Source organism: Amycolatopsis aidingensis (assembly GCF_018885265.1).
Classification (GTDB): domain Bacteria; phylum Actinomycetota; class Actinomycetes; order Mycobacteriales; family Pseudonocardiaceae; genus Amycolatopsis; species Amycolatopsis aidingensis.
In genome coordinates this window covers 6,427,796-6,447,352 of record NZ_CP076538.1, presented here as the reverse complement: position 1 = coordinate 6,447,352, position 19,557 = coordinate 6,427,796, and the positions used below count along the sequence as shown (strand labels likewise).

Below are 19,557 nucleotides of genomic sequence, written 5' to 3'. Positions count from 1 at the left end.
GATGGTGGGTATGCCGCCGAGTAGCTACGCCGAGCTCCGGGACCAGCTGCACGCGCGGCTGCCCCGGCTGGCCGCGGGGCAGCGGCGGATCGCCGAGCTGCTGCTCACCGACCCGGAGGGCACCGCCTTCCGCAGCATCTCGCAGACCGCCAAGCTGGCCGGGGTACACGAGTCCTCACTGGTACGTTTCGCCACCGCCTTCGGCCTGGCCGGCTACCCCGCGCTGGTCGCGCTGTGCCGGCAGCAGCTCGCCGAGCAGGCGCAGCTGGTGCGGCGCTTCGACCAGGCCGAGGCGCAGCCTGGCGACCTCACCGGGGCGGTGGAGCGGGACAAGGCCAACCTGGACCGCACCCTGGCCCAGCTCGACCCCGCCCGCTGGGAACGGGTGGCCTGCCTGCTTGCCGAGGCCGGCTCGGTGCACGTACTCGGGCTGCGTAAGTGCTTCGCGCCCGCCCACCTGCTGGCCTACCTGCTGCGCCTGGTCCGGCCAGGGGTGCGCCAGCTGGCCGCGGGGGCCGGTGCGCTGCCGGAGGAGCTGCGCGAACTGGCCGAGGGGGAGGTGCTGGTCGCGCTGTCCATCCACCGCTACACCGCGGACACCGTGCGGGCCTTCGCCCATGCCCGGCGGCGTGGCCTGCGCACCGTCGCGCTGACCGACAACCCGGCCTCCCCGCTGGCCGAGCATGCCGAGGTCGCGCTGTACGTGGAGACCGCGGGCGGGAGCGTGCTGCGCTCGCTCACCGCGTTCACCAGCCTGGTGCAGGCGCTGGCCACCGAGGTCGCCCTCCGCCGCGGCACCCGCACCCGCGCCGAGCTGGAACTCGACGAGCAGCTACTCACCGAGTTCGACACCTACACCCCGTAAGGGGCGAGGCCGGACTCGTAGGCGATGATCACGAGCTGGGCGCGGTCGCGGGCGTGCAGCTTGGCCAGCAGGCGGCCGATATGCGTTTTCACCGTGGCCATGCTGAGGTGCAGCTCCGCGGCGATCTCGGTATTGGACAGCCCGGAGGCGATCAGGCCGAGCACCTCCCGCTCCCGGTCGGTCACCCCCTCCAGCGAGTGGGCGAGGCGGCCGCTGGGCCGCCGCCGCGGGTCGGGCCGGGCGACGAACTCCGCGATCAGCCGCCGGGTCACCGTCGGCGCGAGCAGCGCCTCACCCGCGGACACCGTGCGGATCGCGTTCAGCAGGTCGGCGGGTGGGGTGTCCTTGAGCAGGAAGCCGCTGGCCCCCGCGCGCAGCGCCGAGTACACGTAGGTGTCCAGGTCGAAGGTGGTCAGGATGAGCACCCGGGTGGACCCGCCCTCGCCGCAGATCAGCCGGGTCGCCTCGATACCGTCCATTTCCGGCATCCGTACGTCCATCAGCACCACATCCGGCGCGGTACGCCGGACCGCGGTGACGGCCGCCACCCCGGTGTCCGCCTCGGCCACCACGGTCAGGTCCTCGGCCGCGTCCACCAGCATCCGGAAGCTGCCCCGCAGCAACGCCTGGTCGTCGGCGATCACCACCCGAACGGAGTTCATACCGGCGCCCCCGCGCCGACCGGAAGGGTCGCCGCCACGCGGAAGCCGCCCTCCGGCCGTGGCCCTGCGCTGAAGCTCCCGCCGTACACCCCGACCCGCTCCCGGATGCCGATCAGGCCGTGTCCCGCTCCGGCCTGGTCCTCGGGCGCGGTGCGCCGTCCCGGCCCGTCGTCGGTCACCTCGATCCGCACCCGCTCGGCCCCGGCCTCGACCAGGACCCGGCATGCGGCGGGCCCGGCATGCTTGACCACGTTGGTCAGTGCCTCCTGCACGATCCGGTACACCGAGAGCTCCAGCCCGTCCGGCAGCTCGTCCGGCCAGTGCACATCGAGGTGCACCCGGATGCCCGCCAGTTCGGCGTTGCGGGCGAGCTCGGTCAACCCGGCCACCCCGGGGGTGGGGGTCAGCTCCGCGTCCGGTTCCCGGTTCGAGCGCAACACGCCCAGGATGTGCCGCATCTCGGTGAGCGCCTCCCTGCTGGTGCTCTCGATCGTCCGCAGCGCGGCCGCGGCCTCCTCCGGCCGCTGGGTGGCGATGTGGTTGGCGACCCCGGCCTTGACCGCGATCAGGCTCATACTGTGCGCGACCACGTCGTGCAGCTCACGCGCGATCCGCATCCGCTCGTCGGCCAGCGCCTGCCGGGCGCGCTGCTCGGCCTCCCGCGCCGCCCGCGCCCGCCGGTCGCGCACCACCCAGCCGCCGGCCCAGGCGAGCCCGAGCCACAGCCAGACGTAGAACGGCAGCCCCTGGTTGTCCAGCACCGGCTGGCCGACCAGGATCGCGATCATCGACCCGGCCAGCGTGGCCGCCAGCGCCGGAACCGACCTCCCCGGCGGGTACACCAGCGCGACCAGGTACAGCGCGTAGGCCACGGCCAGGTAGGGCTCCAGGATCAGGTGCAGCAGGGTGGCCGCCATGGTGGCGGCCAGCACGACACCCAGCACCGGCACCGGCCACCGCCTGCGTGCCGCGAGCGGCAGGCCGACCAGCGCGGCGACCAGCCAGACCACCCATCCAGGACCCTCGTACATCGGCTGGGCCGGAGTGGACTCGACGTAGCCGAAGCTGACATAGACCGCCATGCTCACCAGCGCGACGGCGATGTCCAGCAGGTACAGGTGCGCGCCCTTCGGCCACCGGTTCAGCACGGCGCGCAGGCGGGACTCGGGCACGTCCCGACGCTAGCCGGTCCGGGGCCAGAGCGCGTCCGACCAGGGGTGGTCCTACCCAGGTTCGATCCGGAAGGGACGCCGGGTGCAACTTGCCGCCTGCGGTACCGACGGCCTACTGTCTTCGCCCGGCGCGCGGCTGGGGTGCGTGCGGCGAAACGCTTCATCGATTGAGAAGGGGCTGCGAGAATAGGGTGATACCTGTGGCCCGCACCCGTGGCGGGTCGGTGAGAAGACCCCCAGGCTTCTCACCAACCCGCTGCCCGAGACGACACCCCGAGCATCGCACCCGCGACGACTCCAGAGGCGATCTTCCGTTCCGACCGGAGAGGAAATCCCTGCTCAGATGCCTCGTACGAGTTTTCCGGTCCGGAATCCGGACCGTCCGGAGCGGGGCGGCGCATGACTGAGCAGGAGGCAGGCCGCCGCGCTCGCGAGGTGTTCGCGGAGCGCTTCGCCCTGCTCTACGCCGAGGCAGGCGACCCGACCCTGCGCCGGGTCACCGAGGCGGTGGCCAGGGTCAACCGGCGGGACGAGCGGGGCAGCCCGGTCCGCGTCTCGGCCCAGCGGATCAGCGACTGGCGCCGGGGCCGCAACGTGCCAGCCCGGTTCCCGCCGCTGGCGATCGTGCTCGAGATCCTGATCGGCGAGGCGCGCAAGCTGCGCCGCAGGCCGGTCGCGCGCGGACTGTACGAGCTGGCGGAGTGGCGGCGGCTGTGGGAGGACGCGCTGCGTACCCCGGCCGAGGACCAGGAGGCCGTGGCCGGTGCGGAGGGTGAACCGGAGCCGGATCCCGAGGACACCGGGGTATGCCCCTATCGCGGGCTGGCCGCGTTCCGGCCGGAGGACGCCGACCGTTTCTTCGGCAGGGAACGCAGCACCACCGCGTTGCTGGAGAAGCTGGAGCATGCGCTGGGCACCGGTGGGATGGTGGTGCTGGTCGGCGCGTCCGGCGCGGGTAAGTCCTCGCTGCTGCGGGCCGGCCTGGTGCCCGCCATGGAGCAGGAGGAGCTGACCGGCGGCGCGCGGCTGCCGGTGGCCGCGATGTCGCCGGGGGCCAACCCGCTGAAGGAGCTCAGCAGGCTGATCCCGGAGCTGGCCACCGAGCTGGAGGATTCGGCGGCGGAGCCCGACCCGGAGCGCACCGGCGGCCTGCCAGGGATGGTGCGCACGGCCGTCGCGGCCTGCGCGCGGCGGCTGGGCGGGCCGGGCGCCACCCTGGCGATCGTGGTGGACCAGTTCGAGGAGCTGTTCACCCTCGGCGCGGACAAGCGCGCGCAGCGGCTGTTCGTGCAGGCACTGCACGCCGCCTGCACCCCGGCCGCCGAGGAGGATGCGCCGCCGGGGCTGGTCGTACTCGGGGTGCGGGCCGACTTCTACGGGCGCTGCCTCGACTACCCCGAGCTGGCCGAGGCACTCCAGGAACGGCAGCTCGTGCTGGGCGCGATGGCCACCGGCGAGCTGCGGGAGGCGGTGTCCAGGCCGGCGAAGTCGGTCGGGCTGCAACTGGAACCAGGGCTGGTCGACCTGATGCTGCGTGACCTCGGGCTCGGCGCGGGCCGGGAGGCCGGCGGGCAGCGCCGCACCTATGAGGCCGGCGCGCTGCCGCTGCTCTCGCATGCCCTGCTGGCCACCTGGCAGCGCAGGCAGGCCGGCAGGCTGACCATCGCGGGCTACCGGGCCGCTGGCGGGATCCACGGCGCGGTGGCGGCGACCGCCGAACGGGCCTGGGCCGACCTGAGCCCGGCAGCGCAGGCGGCGGCCCGCCCGCTGCTGCTGCGCCTGGTGCATGTGGGTGAGGACACCCAGGACACCCGGCGCCGGGCCACCCGCGCCGACCTCGTCGAGCACGCAGGCAACCGGGCGGCCGCCGAGGCCGTGCTGGAAGCGCTGGTGAAGGCACGGCTGGTCACCCTGGACTCGGACTCGGCTGAGATCAGCCACGAGGCGCTGCTGCATGCCTGGCCCCGGCTGCGGGAGTGGATCGACCAGGACCGGGCTGGCAACGTGGCCCGGCAGCGGCTGGAGACCGACGCCCTCGCCTGGGCCGAGCAGGACCGGGACTCCTCACTGCTGTACCGCGGCAACCGGCTGGAGACGGCGCGGCAGGCGGCCCGGCGCGGATCCACCGGGCTGGCCCGCGAGTTCCTGGACACCTCGAACCGGCACGCGCGGCGCAGCGCCTGGCTCCGGCGGGCCGCCGTGGTCACCGTGGCGCTGTTCGCCGTGGCCACGGCCGTGGCGGCCGGGGTGGCCATCCAGGAGCGTGATGACGCGCGGTTCGGCCAGGTGGTGGCCGAGGCCGACCGGCTCACCACCCGCGACCCCTCGGTGTCCGCGCAGTTCGACCTGCTGGCACACCGGCTGCGGCCGGAGGACACCGGCGTGGCCGCGCGGGTGCTCTCCACCCAGCACCGCCCGCTGGCCATCCCGTTGACCGGGCACCAGGGCGCGGTGTACCTGACCACCTTCGGCCCGGACGGCCGCACCCTGGCCACCGCGGGCTACGACGGCACCGTGCGGCTGTGGGACGTATCCGACCGCGACCACCCGAAACCGCTCGGCGACCCGCTGACCGGGCACACCAGCTGGGTCAGCTCCGCGGTGTTCAGCCCGGACGGCGACACCCTGGTCACCGCGGGGCACGACGGCACCCTCCGGTTATGGGACGTATCCGATCCGGCTGCCCCGATGCGGCTGGGCGAGCCACTACCGGGTGGCGGCGGCACCATCTACCTGACCTCCTTCAGCCCGGACGGCCGGGTGCTGGCCACCGCGAACGACGACGGTGCGGTCCGGCTGTGGGACCTCGCCGACCCGGCAGCGCCCAGCCTGCTCGGCGCGCCGCTCACCGCACCGAGCGCGGCCGTGCGCTCGGTGGACTTCAGCCCGGACGGCAGCACCCTGGCCGGGGTCGGCAACGACGGCGCGGTCCGGCTGTGGGACCTCACCGGGCAGCGGCCCGCGCTGGCGGCCGAGTACCCGGGCGCCCATCCGGGCGGGGTCCACTCGGTGGCGTTCAGCCCGGACGGCAGCAAGCTCGCCACCGGCGGCGAGGACGACACCGTGCGGTTGTGGGACATCTCCACCCCTGGACGGCTGGCACCGCTCGGGCACCCGATGGCCGCGCACAAGGAACTTGTCTGGTCGGTGGCGTTCAGCCCGGACGGGCGGGTGCTGGCCTCCGGAAGCAAGGACGGCACGGTGCGGTTGTGGAACATCTCCGACCCGGCGCGGCCCGGGCTGATCGGTGACGCGCTCACCGGGCATACCGGCGCGGTGTACGCGGTGGGGTTCAGCCCGGACGGGCGCACCCTGGCCTCGGGAGGGGACGACGGGGTGCTGCGGCTGTGGTCGCTCCCGCCAGGGGTACTGATCGCGCACTCGGCCAGCGTGTCCGCGGTGTCCTGGAGCCCGCAGGGGCGCACCCTGGCCTCGGGCGGGGACGACGGCACCGTGCAGCTGTGGGACGTGTCCGATCCGGCGGCCCCAGCCGCGCTCGGCCCGCGGATCACCGGGGAGGTCGCGGTGAACCGGGTGCTGTTCAGCCCCGCGGGCGGGGTGCTCGCGGTGGGCAGGAACGACGACACGGTGCGGCTGTGGGACGTGTCCGATCCGGGCAGGCCGGTGCCGCTCGGCGCCGCGTTCACCGGGGCCGCAGGCGGGCCGATGACCTTCTCCCCGGACGGGCGCACGCTGGCCACGGCCAATGACACCACCATCCAGCTGTGGGACGTCACCGATCCCGCGCACCCGTCCTCGCTGGCCACCGCCCCCTCACCGCATGCGGGGTACCTGCCGACGATGGCGTTCTCCCCGGACGGCCGCATGCTGGCCACCGGCAGCTTCGACCACACGGTGCGGTTGTGGGATGTCGGCGACCCCACCGCCCCAGCCCCGATCGGGCAGCCGATCACCGGGCACGGCGGGCCGGTGTGGTCGGTGGCCTTCGGGCCGGATGGCGACCGGCTGGCCACCGCCAGCGGGGACCGGACGATCCGGCTGTGGGACATCGGCGATCCGGCCGCGGTGCACCCGGTCGGCGAACCGATCACCGGGCATACCGACGCGGTGTCCGAGGTGGCCTTCCGCTCCGGGCGCGCCGGGCTGGTGTCCACCGGGATGGATGGCACGGTCCGGTTGTGGGATCTCGGCGAGAACGGTGCCGTGCGCTTGCAGCGCACCCTCACCGGGCACACCAGCGCGGTGCTTTCCATCGCGGGCGGCCCGGGCGGGAAGTTCCTCGCCACCGGCGGCAGGGACAACACCGCGCGGGTGTGGCGGCTGGACATGGAGCAGGCGATCCAGCGCATCTGCACCGACTCCCGCGGCTCCCTCACCGAGCAGGTGTGGCGCGAGTACCTCCCGCAACTCGACTACCGGCCCCCCTGCGAGTAACCCCAGGCCACCCGGCGTGTTTGCCCGCCACGTACGCGTGTTTGCCGCCCACGCGCACGCGTTGGCTCCCTGCGCGCACGCGTTGGCCGTTCATGCACCCGGGTTGGCCGTTCCCGGACGCCGGGGCGTGCGTCACTCCGGCGGGGTGAGCCGCAGCACCGGGTTGACCGGGGCGGTCCCGTCGAACTTCTCCGCGAGATGCGACTCGGCCAGCCTGCTCAGCTCGATGAAGGTGGCCTCGATCGACTCGGTGTGCGGCTCCGGGCACGGCCAGGCGTCGACCTCGTCGTCGAACCACCCGGCCAGCCCCTCCGGGATGCGGTACCTTGCGGTGCGCTGCCGGTAGAGCAGGCCGCGGTCGTCGGCCTGCCGGACGAGCTCGCGGTACTCGCGCAGCGCGATCCGCATCCGGATCCACCGGTAGCGGTCGGTCTGGGTGTACCCCGGTGCCTCGCCGTCGTGGCTCTCCTCGGTGAACCGCCGTTTGAGCTCGGTGCCCGCCTTGTAGCCGCGCAGCGCGAGCGTGGCGATCACCTCGGGCGGCATGAACAGGTTCGTTCCGCCCTCGCCGGTGCCCTGCCGCACGTTCACGATCCGGCCACGGAAACCCGGCAGTCCGGACTGCATGGTGTCCCGCCAGGCGAGGAAAGTCTCCAGGATCCGGCTGAGGAAGCTGGCCGCGCCATCGTGCACCTTGGCCCAGGGATGCTCGAACGGGGTGGCGTCCTGTTTGGCGAGATAGATCTCCTCATCCGGCCCGACCTCCCGGTCCAGCCGGTCCAGGTTCAGCCCGAAGGTCGGCCACCTCGGCAGCAGCGTGTCGAAGAAGTGGATCGGGAAGTTGCTGGTGATCCCGCCGTCGGAGAACCAGTGCATCCGGCCCTCCCGGCACAGCGGCACCGGGCAGATCAGGCCGGGCAGGGACAGGCTCATCCGCACGGCCAGCACCACCGGCATGTCCCACGGCTCGGGCAGCCAGTGCAGCCCCACCTCCGGGTGCCGGGGGCAGTGCTGCCCGTTGACCGGCCCAGCCTCCTTCAGCTGCCACACCACCCGGCCGGGCAGGATCCCGTCCAGGCAACGCTCGCAGAACTGCCAGCGCTCGTTCGGGTGCGGCGCGACCCGGAAGGGCAGCCGGAACGGCCTGCCCGCGGAAAGGTCGGTGCTCATCAGCGCCAGGTTGATCATCCGGCGTTCACTCTGCAGTGCGCAGGCCTCCAGCTCGGCGAGGTCGCGTTCGGCGCCGGGGCCGAGCCAGAGATCCCCGAAGGTCAGCGCCCGCCGGTACGTTCCCGGCTCGACGTCCGATGTGGACCCGGCGAGGTCGTCGATGCGGTCGGCGAGCCAGGTGGCCAGCGGCGGCACGCCGGTCGAGCGCGGCATGCCCGCCAGCCGGTCCACCCAGGTCGCGGTGTACGGCCAGGCGCCGGGGACGAGTCCATATCGGAACCGCTGCGCCTCGGCGATCAGCGGCCAGCTCGCCTTGGTGTAGATCACCGCGAACGTGGTCAGCCCGGCAGCGCTCAGCAGCAGCCAGCCGAGCACGGTTCCCGCGCCCAGCGTCACCCATGCCGACCAGGACGACCCCGCCGGGTCCCCGGCGACGGCCACGGCCACCAGCGTCCCGAGCCCCAGCACCAGCGGGATCACCAGCACCAGGGTGGCCTTGCGGATGCGCGCCGCGGCCAGGGTGATCGTCCAGGTCCCGGCGATCAGCGCGGCCGCGAGGGCGAGCAGGGCGACCACCGGTGGTACCGACTCCCACCGTTGCGGCGGCAGCAGCAGGGGCAGCGCGACCGGCCCGGCCAGCCAGCCCGCGAACACCAGTACCAACGCGACGGTGGCCAGCGGGCTCACCGCCAGCAGCAGCGCGGCGAGTACCGAGGCGAACCGGTTGCGCCCGGTGGTGTCCGGCCGCTGCATGGTGGCGATCACCACCCGGTAGAGCCTGCTCAGCGCGGTGTTCGGCTGGAAAAGTTGCACCAGCCGCCAGCGCTCCGGCCCGCTCCCGGTGATCATCCAGTTGATCAGCCCGGCCAGTCCGGCGAAGCCGGGACGCACCGAGCCCGCTGGAACCTCGGCAGGCTGCGCGGCCAGCCTGCCGTGCTCGGCCGCGGCCGTGGCCGCGGCGGCGATCGCGCCCGCCGAGGCGCCGCCCACCGAGCGGAACTGGTAGTGCTGCGCCAGCGAGCACACCGCCAGCGGGTAGATCACCCCACTGGTGGTGCCGCCGCGCATGGTCAGGTCGCAGGAACGGTCCACGTACTCCTGGTAGCGCTCGTCGCCCTCCCTGGCGTGCTCATCGGCCTCCGCGGGCGACCAGCGCAGCCACTCTGCCTCGAACCCCCTGGTGTACCTGGTCGGATCGTCCAACCCGAGCTGGACGACCTGGCTGATGGGGTCTGCGGCCGTCATGGCCACCTCCGGAGATCGGACCGAGCGAGGGTGCGTTTGCCGGACTTACCACTTACCACGCCGGTCCGTGGTGCGGCGGCGAAAACCCCGATTCGATAGCTGTGCGGTATCCAACCGGGTCAGTCCGCATCGGCCCGCGCATTGGTCACAGTCCGGCGAGGAACCGTTCCAGCGCCGCGTCGAACTCGGCAGGCCGCTCCAGGTTCGGCAGGTGTGCCGCGCCCTCGATCACGCACAGCACCGAGCCGGGAATCCGTTCGTGCATCAGCCTGGCCTCGGCGACCGGGGTGAACTCGTCCTCGGTGCCGACGACCACGAGCGTGGGCACCGCCACCCCGGCGAGCATCGGCAGGTAGTCCGGCCGCTCGGCGCGTCCGCGCAGCGCCGCGGCCGCGCCCTCGGGCGGGGCCGCCTTCATCATCGCCAGTACCTGCCCGGCGACCTCGGGCAGTTCGCGAATGTTGTGCGGGGCGACCATCTTGTCGATGACCTCCTCCGCATACGGCCCGAGCCCCTCGCGCAGCAGCCGGTCCGCGGTGGTGCGGCGCCATTCCCTGGTCGCCGGCGGGTCCGCCCTGGCCGAGGTGCTTGCCAGCACCAGCCCACGCAGCCGCGCGGGGAACAGCCGGTGGAACTCCAGCACGATCTGCCCGCCCATGGACAGCCCGCCGAGCACCACCCGGTCGATGCCGAGCCGGTCGAGCAGGCCCACCAGGTCGCGGGCGAAGGTCTCCAGCGGCGTGCTGCCAGGCACAACCGTGCTGCGCCCGTAGCCACGCAGATCCGCGGTGATCACCCGCCATCCGGCACCGGCGAACCGGGACACCTGCGGGCGCCACATCGAACGGTCGAACGGGTGGCCGTGCACGAGCAGCAGTGGGTCACCGCTGCCCTCGTCCTGGTAGTCGATGGTGATCCCGGCGTGGGTCAGCGTGCTCATACCGAGAAAGCTAATCGGAGCAATATCGTGGTGCAATAAAAACAATGACCTCGGTGCAATGTGGGAGTGGGCTGATGGAGGACTACCGCGCGGTGGCCGACCGGATCGCGGCCGAGATCGCCGCCGGACGGCTCCGGCCGGGGGACCGGCTGCCGACACAACGCCGGTTCGCCCGGCGGCACGGCATCGCGAACTCCACCGCCGCGCGGGTCTACCGGGAGCTGGCTCGGCGCGGCCTTGTGGTCGGCGAGGTGGGCCGGGGCACCTTCGTCCGTTCCGCCGACCCGGCGCCGGAGCCCGCACTGGCCGAGCCCGGCGTGGCGCGGGTCGAGCTGGAGATGACCACCTCGGTGCTGCCCGAGCAGTCCGCGCTGCTGGGCGGCGGCCTTGGCCGGATGCTGCGGCCCGATGTGCTGGACGCCGCGCTGCGGCCGGTAGGCGCGGCGGGCGCGGCCGCGGCACGGGAGGCCGCCGCTGCCGCACTGGCCCGGCCCGGCTGGGACCCGGAGCCCGCGCAGGTGCTGTTCGCGGGCAACGGGCGGCAGGCGATCGCGGCCGCGCTCACCGCGCTGGTCCCACCGGGGGAACGGCTCGCCGTCGAGTCGCTCACCTACCCGGTGACCAGGACGCTGGCCACCCGGCTTGGCTGCACCCTGGTGCCGGTGGACACCGATGAGCACGGCCTGGTCCCCGAGGCACTGGCGCGGGCATACCGCGCCGGCCCGCTGCGCGCGGTCTACCTGCAACCGACACTGCACAACCCACTCGGCTGCACGATGCCCCTGGCCCGCCGGGCCGCGCTGGCCGAGGTACTGCGGGAGCACGGCATCCACGCCGTCGAGGACCGGGTGTACGCCTTCCTCGGTGACAGCCAGCCGCCGCTTGCGGCCCTGGCCCCCGAACACACGGTGGTGGTGGACAGCCTGTCCAAGCGGCTGGCTCCCGGACTGACCCTTGGCTTCCTGTTGCCGCCGCCCGGACTGGCCGAGCAGTGCGCCGCCGCACTGCGTTCCGGGGCGCTGAGCGCGAGCGGGTTCGCGCTGGAAGCGGCGACCGGCTGGCTGGTCGACGGCACGGTGGCCACGATGGAACGGGCCAAGCGCGCGGACGCCGCGGCACGGCAGGAACTCGTCGCCGAGCGGCTGGCCGGTTTCGCCGTCCGCGCCGGCGAGAACTCCTATCACTGCTGGTGGGAGCTTCCAGGGCGGTGGCGGGCCGAGACCTTCGTGGCCGCGGCCGCCCGAAGGGGAATCGCGGTGACCCCCGCCGCGGCGTTCAGCACGGGCACCGGGCACGCGCCGAACGCCGTGCGGCTAGCCATCTCCGCGCCACCGATGTCCACATTGGCCAGCACGCTGACGGTGCTGGCCAATGTGGCCCGCGCGAATCCGGTGGACGGCTGCCCAGAGTAACCGGCAGCTCAGCCGCTGTTCTATTGCCACGGGCACCACCGAGGTGGCACAGTTCGCGGCCAAGGAGGCCCGGATTCCACCGCCGATCTTGCTGTTGACGCGGGTCTCACCTGGTGACTGAAAGGCTTCCAGCCAATGAACTCCACCGATGCCCTTGCGCCCGGGCTGCCGCAGGGGCAAGCCGGTTACGCCGATCTGTCACGGAGTGTGCGTGCGGCCGGGCTGCTGGACCGGCGCCGGCACCACTATCTGGGGCGGATCGTGCTCAACTTCCTCGCGTTCGCCGTGGGCGGGGTGGCCTTCGTCTGGCTGGGGGACTCCTGGTGGCAGCTGTTCGTCGCGGCTTTCCTCGCCCTGGTGTTCACCCAGCTGGCCTTCATCGGGCATGACGCGGGTCACAAGCAGATCTTCCGTGGCCGCAGGGCGAACGACGTCACCGGGTTTGTCCACGGTGGACTGGTCGGGCTCAGCTACGGCTGGTGGATCGCGCAGCACACCCAGCATCACGCCAACCCGAACCACGAGACCAGGGATCCGGATGTGGATATCCCGGTGCTGGCCTTCACCCTGGAGCAGGGTCATGCCAAACGCGGTGTGGTGCGGTGGATCGCGAAGCACCAGGCCTTCCTGTTCTTTCCGTTGCTCCTGCTGGAAGGCCTCAGCCTGCACTGGTCCAGCATCCGCTCGGTATGGGGCGGTGGAGTCCGTAAGCCCCGGCTGGAGAAGGTGCTGCTCGTGCTCCATTTCGCCGCGTACCTCACTGCGGTGTTCGTGGTGCTCTCCCCGCTGACCGGAATCGTGTTCGTGCTGGTGCACCAGTGCCTGTGGGGCGTCTACATGGGATGTTCCTTCGCGCCCAACCACAAGGGCATGCCTACCCTGCCGGAGGGGCACACCCTGGACTTCCTGCGCAGGCAGGTACTCACCTCCCGGAACGTGCGGGGTGGGCCCTGGGTGGATTTCGCGCTCGGTGGCCTGAACTACCAGATCGAGCACCACCTGTTTCCGAACATGCCACGGCCGAACCTGCGGCATGCTCAGGTGATCGTGCAGGACTTCTGTCTACGGCACGGGATCGAGTACGCCCAATGTGGACTGTTGCGCTCCTATCGTTACGTACTCGAGCACCTGCACGCGATGGGAGCCCCGCTGCGGGTGTCCCGCTGACTCACTCCGGGATCGGCACAGCGGTCCCGCTCACCGAGACACCCTCCGTCTCCCCGGCCGGAATGTCCACGGTGAGCAGGCTCGGCCTGCCGAGGTCCACGCCCTGGTGCACGGTCACCGTGGCTGGCGGGGTCACCAGCCGCTGTTCCCGCAGGTAGCCGCCAAGCGCCGCGGCCGCCGCGCCGGTGGCCGGATCCTCGTACACCCCGCCAGGCGGGAACGGGTTCCGCGCGTGGAACACCAGTTCCGACTCGCGCCAGAGCAGGTTGACCGTGGTCCACTCGTGCTTGGCCATCAACATCCCCAGGCGGTCCAGGTCGTAGTGCAGCCGCGCGAGCCGTTCCCGGCTCGCCGCCGTCAGCACCGGGTGCCAGGCCCCGGCGAAGGCGACCCGCGGTGGCAGGGTGGGGTCGAGATCGCCGACCACCCAGCCGAGCTCGGCCAGCAGGGCGTCCAGCGCGGCGGCGTCGATCGGCGCGGTCCGTGGCGGAACGCTGACCAGCGTGGCCAGTGGGCGGCCGTCCGGTCCGGTCGAGGTGTGCACGTCGACCCGCCCGACCGAGGTCTCGAACCGCAGCGGGCCCTCGCCGTGCCGCCGCGCGTACGCCACCGCCGAGGCGATGGTGGCGTGGCCGCAGAAGGGAACCTCGGCCATCGGGCTGAAATACCGCACGGTGAAGCTACGGTCACCCCGCGGAACCAGGAAGGCCGTTTCCGAGTAGCCGAGCTCGGCGGCGACCCGCAGCATCTCCCCATCGCTGGCACCGGTGGCGTCGAGCACCACACCGGCCGGGTTGCCCCCATTGGGGTCCGCGCTGAACGCGCTGTACCGCAAGATCTCCATGTTGCGATCGTATGCCGTGCCGCCGACAGTTCGGCGGGTCCGGCCGAGTCAGTAGGCTGAGGCCGCGCCACAGGGAAACGTGGAGGTTGGTCATGCCGGAGCCGGGTGAGGGGTCACCACTACTGGCGTTGCTGGCGTCCCACGGTTCGCCCGCCGACCTGCGCGCCCGTGCCCGGTTGCTGATCGAGCAGGGCGCCGTCGTCGACGAGGACGTCTTCTATCACGCCTGCGAACATGCCGACAACGCCCTGCTGGACCTGCTCTACCGGCCGGGATTCGAACGGCTGGTGAACCACAAGCTGGACTTCGAGGATCTCGCCGGGCTGCGCTGGTTCCTCGAACACGGCGCGGACGTGAATGCCTGCTACTGCCTGCACCACGCGATCAGCCGCGGCCGTGGGCTGTCGATCCTGACCATGCTGCTGGACGCGGGCGCGGACGTGAACCTGCCGTGGGACCGCTGGGATGTCGGCAGGCGCCCGCTGGCGCTGGCGGCGCGCTGCGGACATCTCGCCGCCTACGAGTTGATCGCGGCCCGTGGGGGCACCGCCGAGCTCGACCCGGTGGACGCCGCAGTGCTCGCCGTGGCCCGTGGCGAGTCGGTGCGCCTGCCCACCGCGCCGCCGCCCGCGCTCGGCAACCCGCCAGGGGAGGACTACGGCTGGATCCTCGGCCAGTTCGCCGTGCTCGGCCGGACCGAGGTGGTGCGCTCGTTGCTGGACGCCGGGATGGCCGTGGACACTCGCGGCTGGAGCAACTTCACCCCGCTGGACCAGGCCGCCATGCACGGCCGCACCGAGATCGTGCGGCTGCTGCTGGAGCGGGGCGCGGATGCGGCGGACCGCGCGTTCGACGAGGAGGGGCCGACCCCGCTGGACTGTGCGCTGTGGGGCATGCGCAACAACCCCGCCGAGGACGGTGACTACCTCGGCACGGTACGGGCGTTACTGGCGGCCGACGCACCCACCGTACATCGGCCGCCGACCGGGGACGCCGAGATCGACCGCGCGCTGAGTACTCGGTGGCGAGGAACGGATTCCCGGTGAACCGGTCGACCCGTGCTGCCATCCGGTCGAGCCGACCGCGTCGGCCGGCCTCAGCCACGACCACCCCGTCACCGGCAAACTCGCCTACCTGAGCGGCAAACTCGCCTACGCCACGGCCAACGCGGTTACCTGAGCGGCAAACACGATGCGCGGGAACGGCCAAAGCGTGCGCGTGGGCGGCCAACGCGTGCGCGGGAACGGCAAACACGCGCGCGTGGGGAGCAAACACGACGGGTCAGGGGGTGTCGAAGGGGGTCAGTAACTGGTCCGGGTCGGTTGTGCGGCCGCGTTCGAACTCGGCGGCGAAGCCGGGGTTTCCGAGGGCGGCGCGGGCCTGGGCGGCGATCCGGTCGACGTCGCCGCGCTCCGCCTCCGGTAATGGGGCGCCTGCCGACTCGCGTGCGGCGGCGGCCGCGCCGAGCAGGCTGGCGGCGTGTTCATGCTGCCCCGCAAGCGCTTGCGCACCGGCCAGCCCCTCCATCGCAAGCGCCAGCGCTCGCGGGTCACCCGTCCGGCGGGCCAGCCCGAGTCCGCGCAGGTGCCTGCGACGGGCCTCGGGGGCGTCCGCCCGTTGCTCGGCGACGAAACCGAGTTCGGCAAGCACCAGCGCGAGGGGTACCGCGTTGCGTTCCGCCGACCGGGCCCGCACGTTCCAGTCCAGCACCGCGTTCAAGTGCTCCTCGGCGAGGTCGAGCTTGCCCTCCCTGCGGGCGCCGAGGCCGAGTCCGATCTGCGCGTACAGCTCGACGCTCTTGCTGCCCTGCTCGGCGGCCAGCCGCATGCCCCGCTCGTGCAACTCCCATGCGCGGGCGTGCTCGCCGCGTAACAACTCGATCCGGCCCAGCCCGGCGAGCCGGTCGGCGGCCTCGGTCCACAGTCCGAGTTCCTCGGCCAGCCGCAGCCCTTCGGTATGCAGCCCGGCGGCCCTGGCATGGTCGCCGGTGATCTCGGCCAGCACAGCCAGCAGCGACATCGCCTGCGACTGACCCCAGCGTTCGCCCAGCTCGCGAAACATCGCAAGCGCTTGCTCCCCGTCCTGCCGCAGGGTGCTCAGATCGCTGCGGGCCATGGCGAGCACCGCCCGTGCGGTGCGGGCGGCCGCGGCACCCCAGGGTTCGTCCAGCTCCCGGAACGCGGAAAGGGCGCCTTCGGCCAGTTCGGCGCAGGCGTCCCATTCGCCGTCGCCGGTGGTCGACCGGGCGAAGCCGAGCAGCCAGCGCGCCCTGGCCCGCCTGCTCGGGTCCGTGATCTCGGGCAGCCGTTCCAGCGCCGCGGCGGTACGCCCGTGCTCGCCGAAGTCACCGCCGAACAGCCCGATTATCGCCCGCCAGCACGTGACCTCGGCTGGAAAGGAACCGGACGCCGCCGCACCCGCCGACACCAGGTCGAGCGCGCGCCGCGCCTCGGACAGCTTGCCGCGCAGGTACCAGTACCAGCACAGGGTGCACACCATGCGCGCGGCCCGTTCCCCGGTGCCCTCGGCGGCCAGCGTCTCCAGCGCCGCGCGCAGGTTGGCCGTCTCGCCGTCCAGCAGCTCCAGCCAGCGCCGCTGGTCGCGCCCGTAGAGCTCCGGCTCGGCACGCTCGGCCAGTTCGGCGTAGTACCCGGCGTGCCGTTGCCGTGCCCACCCGGCCTCCCGCGCGTCGGCGAGCCGTTCCAGGCAGTACTCCCGCACCGACTCCAGCAGCCGGTAGCGCACCCCACCGGGCTGCTCGGCCGCCACCAGCATGGACCGGTCGACCAGCCGGACCACCACATCCAGCACGTCCCCGGCGGCGATCCCGTCCCCGGCGCAGACCTGCTCGGCAGCGGCGAGGGTGCAGCCGCCCTGGTGCATGGCCAGCCGCCGCAGCACCGCCCGTTCGGGCTCACTCAGCAGGTCCCAGCTCCAGTCGATGGTCGCCCGGAGGGTCTGCTGCCGTGGCGGTGCGCCCCGGTGCCCACCGGACAGCAGCCGGAACCGGTCGTCCAGCCTGGCCAGCAGCCCGGAGACGCCCAGGGCACGCACCCTGGCCGCGGCCAGCTCCAGCGCCAGCGGGATGCCGTCCAGTTTGCGGCACAGGGTCAGCACGTCCGGAACGATCTCCGCGGTGAGGCTGAACCCCGGTGCGGCGGCGCGGGCCCGGTCGGCGAACAGGGCCACCGCGCTGGAATCGGCAACCTCCGCCGCGGAGGGCGCGACCGCGGGGCCGGGCAGCTCCAGCGGCGCGACCGGGTGCAGCCGTTCGCCTGCCAGCCCGAGCGGATCCCGGCTGGTCGCCAGGATCCGCAGGCCCGGCGCGACCCGCAGCAGCCGCGCGGCCAGCTCGGCGACCGGCGCGATCACGTGCTCGCAGTTGTCCAGCACCAGTAGCAGCCGCCGGGGCCGCAGGGCCTCGGCGAGCCGGTCGAGGACCGGGCCGCCGTCGTCCCGGATGCCCAGTGCCGCCATCACCGCGCCCGCCGCAGGGCCGAGTTCGCCGGGGTCCGCGCTCGCGGTGAGCTCGGCCAGCTCCACCAGCCAGGATTCCTCCGGGACCGCGGCGGCCGCGGCCAGCGCGAGCCGGGTCTTGCCAACGCCCCCGACGCCGGTGAGGGTCACCAGCCGCTGCTCGCCGAGTTGTGCGCACACCTCGGCGAGCGCGTCCGCCCTGCCCACCAGCCTGGTCAGCGGTGCGGGCAGGTTGCCTGCCCGCGCGGGCGCGTCCAGCTCCGCATCCTGCCGCAGGATCGCCTGGTGCAGGGTGACCAGCTCCGGCCCCGGGTCGGTGCCGAGCTCCTCGGCGAGCCGCGCCCGCAGGTCGGCGTAGCTCGCCAGCGCCTCGCCCTGCCTGCCCGCCCGGTAGAGCGCGCGCAGGTAGGTGGCCCGCAGCCGCTCGCGCAGCGGGTTGTTCGCGACCAGCTCGCCCAGCTCGCCTGCCAGCTCCGCGGCGGGTTCGCCGAGTTCGAGCCGGGCCTCGGCGAGTTCCTCCAGCCCGGACAGCCGCTGTTCGTCCAGCCGGGCGATCGCGGCTTGTGCCCAGTGCTCGTCGGCGAAGTCGGCCAGCGCGGGCCCGCGCCACAGTGCCAGCGCCTCGGCGAGCCGACCGGCCCGCTCCGCTGGGCTCGTGCCGGGCCTGGCCGCGCGGACCAGCGCGGCGAAGCGGCCCGCGTCCACCGCCTCGGCTTCCACCCGCAGCAGATAACCCGATGCGCCGGACACCACCAGGTCGCGCCCGCCCGGTGCGGCCGCGTCCAGCGCCTTGCGCAGCTGCCACACCTTGTTCTGCAGGGTCGCGGTGGGGTTGCCGGGTGGATGCTCGCCCCACAGGTCCGCCACCAGCCGGTCCGCGGGCACCGGCCGGCCCTCGTGCAGCAGCAGGTCGGCCAGCAGTGCGCGAGCCTTCAGCTCGGGCAGCCGGGCGGCCTCGCCCGCCGGTGTCCACAGTGCCAGCGGACCGAGGATCCCGAACAGCATGCGCCGACGATATGCCACGCCGGAAGCCGACCGAGAGGAAACCGAGAGAGCCGTGGCCGAATGTGGGCCCATGAACGCCTCGATGACGAAGACACAGCGCGAGGAGTTCCTCGCGGAGACCAGGATCGCCGTGCTGAGCGTCGCCAGCGACGACCACCGGCCGCCACTGACCGTGCCGGTGTTCTACGGCTACCAGCCAGGCGGCGAGATCACCTTCTTCACCGGCACCGAGGGCAGGCGTGCCCGCAAGACCCGGCTGATCGAGCGGGCGCGGGTGCTGAGCATGTGCGTGCAGCGGGAGGAGCCCCCGTACCGGTACGTCACCGTGGAGGGCACCTTGGCCGGGATCGAACGGCCGCCGTCTGCCGAGCAGCTGCTGCACATCATGCGCCGGTACGTCCCGGAGGAGATGGCGCGGCAGTGGGCCGAGGAGGAGGTCGGCAACCCTGCCGGCACGTTGGTGCTGTTTCGCGTTCGCCCGGATCGCTGGCTGTCGATGGACACCGGCGAGAACACGCAGTAAGGAGAAGCCAGATGAACCTGCCTGCCATTGTGTCCGAAGAGGAATGGCGAGCCGCCCGCGCGGAGCTGCTGGCCGAGGAGAAGAACGCGACCAGGATGCTGGACGCGCTGGCCGCCCGGCGCAGAAGGCTGCCGATGGTGGAGGTGTCCAAACAGTACCGGCTGGAAGGGCCGGAGGGCCCGGTCGGCCTGCTCGACCTTTTCGAAGGACGCCGCCAGCTGATCGTCTACAGCTTCATGCTGCCGCCCGGCGCACCGCGGCCCTGCGAGGGCTGCTCGATGCTGGTGGACGGCATGGGCCATCCCGCCCACCTGCGGGCCAGGGACACCAACCTGGTGCTGGTTTCCCGCGCCCCGCTGGCCGAGATCGAGGCGGTCCGCAGGCGGATGGGCTGGACGCTGCCGTGGTACTCCGCCAAGGACAGCGAGTTCAATGTGGACGTCGACGCCATGTCGGAACGTGGCGAGGGGTTCGCGCTGAACGTCTTCCTCCGCGATGGTGACCGGGTGTTCCGGACCTACTACACCAGCGACCGCGGGGTCGACCGGCTGAACGCGAACTTCAACTACCTGGATCTCACCCCGTTCGGCAGGCAGGAGACCTGGGAGGACTCGCCGCAGGGGTGGCCGCAGACCCCGCCGTATGAGTACTGGCGGCTGCACGACGAGTACGCCTGAGCC

13 protein-coding genes are annotated in these 19,557 nt (G+C 72.7%); 7 read left to right on the top strand and 6 right to left on the bottom strand.

Annotated features, from left to right (window positions below; all coding sequences use genetic code 11):
- Positions 1-10 precede the first annotated feature (10 nt).
- Positions 11-865, top strand: a complete 855-nt coding sequence (locus tag KOI47_RS29360) for a MurR/RpiR family transcriptional regulator (protein ID WP_216209905.1) — start codon at positions 11-13, stop codon at positions 863-865.
- Here the strand turns inward: KOI47_RS29360 and KOI47_RS29355 are convergent.
- Both KOI47_RS29355 and KOI47_RS29350 read right to left on the bottom strand, forming a co-directional pair.
- The gene (locus KOI47_RS29355) at positions 853-1,527 is read right to left on the bottom strand and encodes a response regulator (RefSeq protein ID WP_216209903.1); all 675 of its coding nucleotides are present in this window, start codon (positions 1,525-1,527) and stop codon (positions 853-855) included. The two genes, KOI47_RS29360 and KOI47_RS29355, sit on opposite strands and share 13 nt — an antisense overlap.
- Positions 1,524-2,699 carry a sensor histidine kinase gene (locus KOI47_RS29350; RefSeq protein WP_216209900.1) on the bottom strand — a complete coding sequence of 392 codons (1,176 nt, stop codon included), beginning with the start codon at positions 2,697-2,699 and terminating at the stop codon, positions 1,524-1,526. Before KOI47_RS29350 ends, KOI47_RS29355 begins: the two co-directional genes overlap by 4 nt.
- 399 nt (positions 2,700-3,098) lie before the next feature.
- On the opposite strand from KOI47_RS29350, the gene KOI47_RS29345 reads away from it, so the two are divergent.
- Positions 3,099-7,094 (top strand): WD40 repeat domain-containing protein, encoded by a 3,996-nt coding sequence (locus KOI47_RS29345; protein ID WP_216209898.1) that lies wholly within the window; start codon positions 3,099-3,101, stop codon positions 7,092-7,094.
- A 132-nt stretch (positions 7,095-7,226) separates the two neighbouring features.
- On the opposite strand, the gene KOI47_RS29340 is transcribed toward KOI47_RS29345, so the two are convergent.
- Together KOI47_RS29340 and KOI47_RS29335 are read right to left on the bottom strand one after the other, a co-directional pair.
- Entirely contained in the window at positions 7,227-9,509 is a 2,283-nt protein-coding gene (locus KOI47_RS29340; protein ID WP_216209896.1) for a patatin-like phospholipase domain-containing protein, read from the bottom strand.
- Positions 9,510-9,654: 145 nt separating this feature from the next.
- The gene (locus KOI47_RS29335; protein ID WP_216209894.1) at positions 9,655-10,449 is read right to left on the bottom strand and encodes an alpha/beta fold hydrolase; all 795 of its coding nucleotides are present in this window, start codon (positions 10,447-10,449) and stop codon (positions 9,655-9,657) included.
- A 74-nt stretch (positions 10,450-10,523) separates the two neighbouring features.
- Here KOI47_RS29335 and KOI47_RS29330 point away from each other — a divergent pair, with 74 nt between their 5' ends.
- The gene (locus tag KOI47_RS29330; protein WP_216209892.1) at positions 10,524-11,861 is read left to right on the top strand and encodes an aminotransferase-like domain-containing protein; all 1,338 of its coding nucleotides are present in this window, start codon (positions 10,524-10,526) and stop codon (positions 11,859-11,861) included.
- A 135-nt stretch (positions 11,862-11,996) separates the two neighbouring features.
- Positions 11,997-13,028 (top strand): fatty acid desaturase family protein, encoded by a 1,032-nt coding sequence (locus KOI47_RS29325; protein WP_216209890.1) that lies wholly within the window; start codon positions 11,997-11,999, stop codon positions 13,026-13,028.
- A gap of 1 nt (position 13,029) precedes the next feature.
- On the opposite strand, the gene KOI47_RS29320 is transcribed toward KOI47_RS29325, so the two are convergent.
- Entirely contained in the window at positions 13,030-13,872 is an 843-nt protein-coding gene (locus KOI47_RS29320) for a PhzF family phenazine biosynthesis protein (RefSeq protein WP_216209888.1), read from the bottom strand.
- 92 nt (positions 13,873-13,964) lie between these two features.
- On the opposite strand from KOI47_RS29320, the gene KOI47_RS29315 reads away from it, so the two are divergent.
- Complete coding sequence (locus KOI47_RS29315; protein WP_232376336.1) at positions 13,965-14,918, top strand: ankyrin repeat domain-containing protein; 954 nt, start codon at positions 13,965-13,967, stop codon at positions 14,916-14,918.
- A 235-nt stretch (positions 14,919-15,153) separates the two neighbouring features.
- Here the strand turns inward: KOI47_RS29315 and KOI47_RS29310 are convergent, their stop codons facing one another.
- Positions 15,154-18,354: a BTAD domain-containing putative transcriptional regulator gene (locus KOI47_RS29310; RefSeq protein WP_216209886.1), complete on the bottom strand. Its 3,201-nt coding sequence runs from the start codon at positions 18,352-18,354 to the stop codon at positions 15,154-15,156.
- 82 nt (positions 18,355-18,436) lie between these two features.
- On the opposite strand from KOI47_RS29310, the gene KOI47_RS29305 reads away from it, so the two are divergent.
- Together KOI47_RS29305 and KOI47_RS29300 are read left to right on the top strand one after the other, a co-directional pair.
- Positions 18,437-18,877: a pyridoxamine 5'-phosphate oxidase family protein gene (locus KOI47_RS29305; protein WP_216209884.1), complete on the top strand. Its 441-nt coding sequence runs from the start codon at positions 18,437-18,439 to the stop codon at positions 18,875-18,877.
- Between the two features lie 11 nt (positions 18,878-18,888).
- Complete coding sequence (locus KOI47_RS29300; protein ID WP_216209882.1) at positions 18,889-19,554, top strand: DUF899 domain-containing protein; 666 nt, start codon at positions 18,889-18,891, stop codon at positions 19,552-19,554.
- The last annotated feature ends 3 nt before the right edge of the window (positions 19,555-19,557 follow it).

Excerpts from the sequence above, each read along its gene's own strand:
- KOI47_RS29360 (WP_216209905.1), top strand. The coding sequence starts at position 11 with ATGCCGCCGAGTAGCTACGCCGAGCTCCGGGACCAGCTGCACGCGCGG.
- KOI47_RS29355 (WP_216209903.1), bottom strand. The coding sequence starts at position 1,527 with ATGAACTCCGTTCGGGTGGTGATCGCCGACGACCAGGCGTTGCTGCGG.
- KOI47_RS29345 (WP_216209898.1), top strand. The coding sequence starts at position 3,099 with ATGACTGAGCAGGAGGCAGGCCGCCGCGCTCGCGAGGTGTTCGCGGAG.
- KOI47_RS29340 (WP_216209896.1), bottom strand. The coding sequence starts at position 9,509 with ATGACGGCCGCAGACCCCATCAGCCAGGTCGTCCAGCTCGGGTTGGAC.
- KOI47_RS29335 (WP_216209894.1), bottom strand. The coding sequence starts at position 10,449 with ATGAGCACGCTGACCCACGCCGGGATCACCATCGACTACCAGGACGAG.
- KOI47_RS29330 (WP_216209892.1), top strand. The coding sequence starts at position 10,524 with ATGGAGGACTACCGCGCGGTGGCCGACCGGATCGCGGCCGAGATCGCC.
- KOI47_RS29325 (WP_216209890.1), top strand. The coding sequence starts at position 11,997 with ATGAACTCCACCGATGCCCTTGCGCCCGGGCTGCCGCAGGGGCAAGCC.
- KOI47_RS29320 (WP_216209888.1), bottom strand. The coding sequence starts at position 13,872 with ATGGAGATCTTGCGGTACAGCGCGTTCAGCGCGGACCCCAATGGGGGC.
- KOI47_RS29315 (WP_232376336.1), top strand. The coding sequence starts at position 13,965 with ATGCCGGAGCCGGGTGAGGGGTCACCACTACTGGCGTTGCTGGCGTCC.
- KOI47_RS29310 (WP_216209886.1), bottom strand. The coding sequence starts at position 18,354 with ATGCTGTTCGGGATCCTCGGTCCGCTGGCACTGTGGACACCGGCGGGC.
- KOI47_RS29305 (WP_216209884.1), top strand. The coding sequence starts at position 18,437 with ATGACGAAGACACAGCGCGAGGAGTTCCTCGCGGAGACCAGGATCGCC.
- KOI47_RS29300 (WP_216209882.1), top strand. The coding sequence starts at position 18,889 with ATGAACCTGCCTGCCATTGTGTCCGAAGAGGAATGGCGAGCCGCCCGC.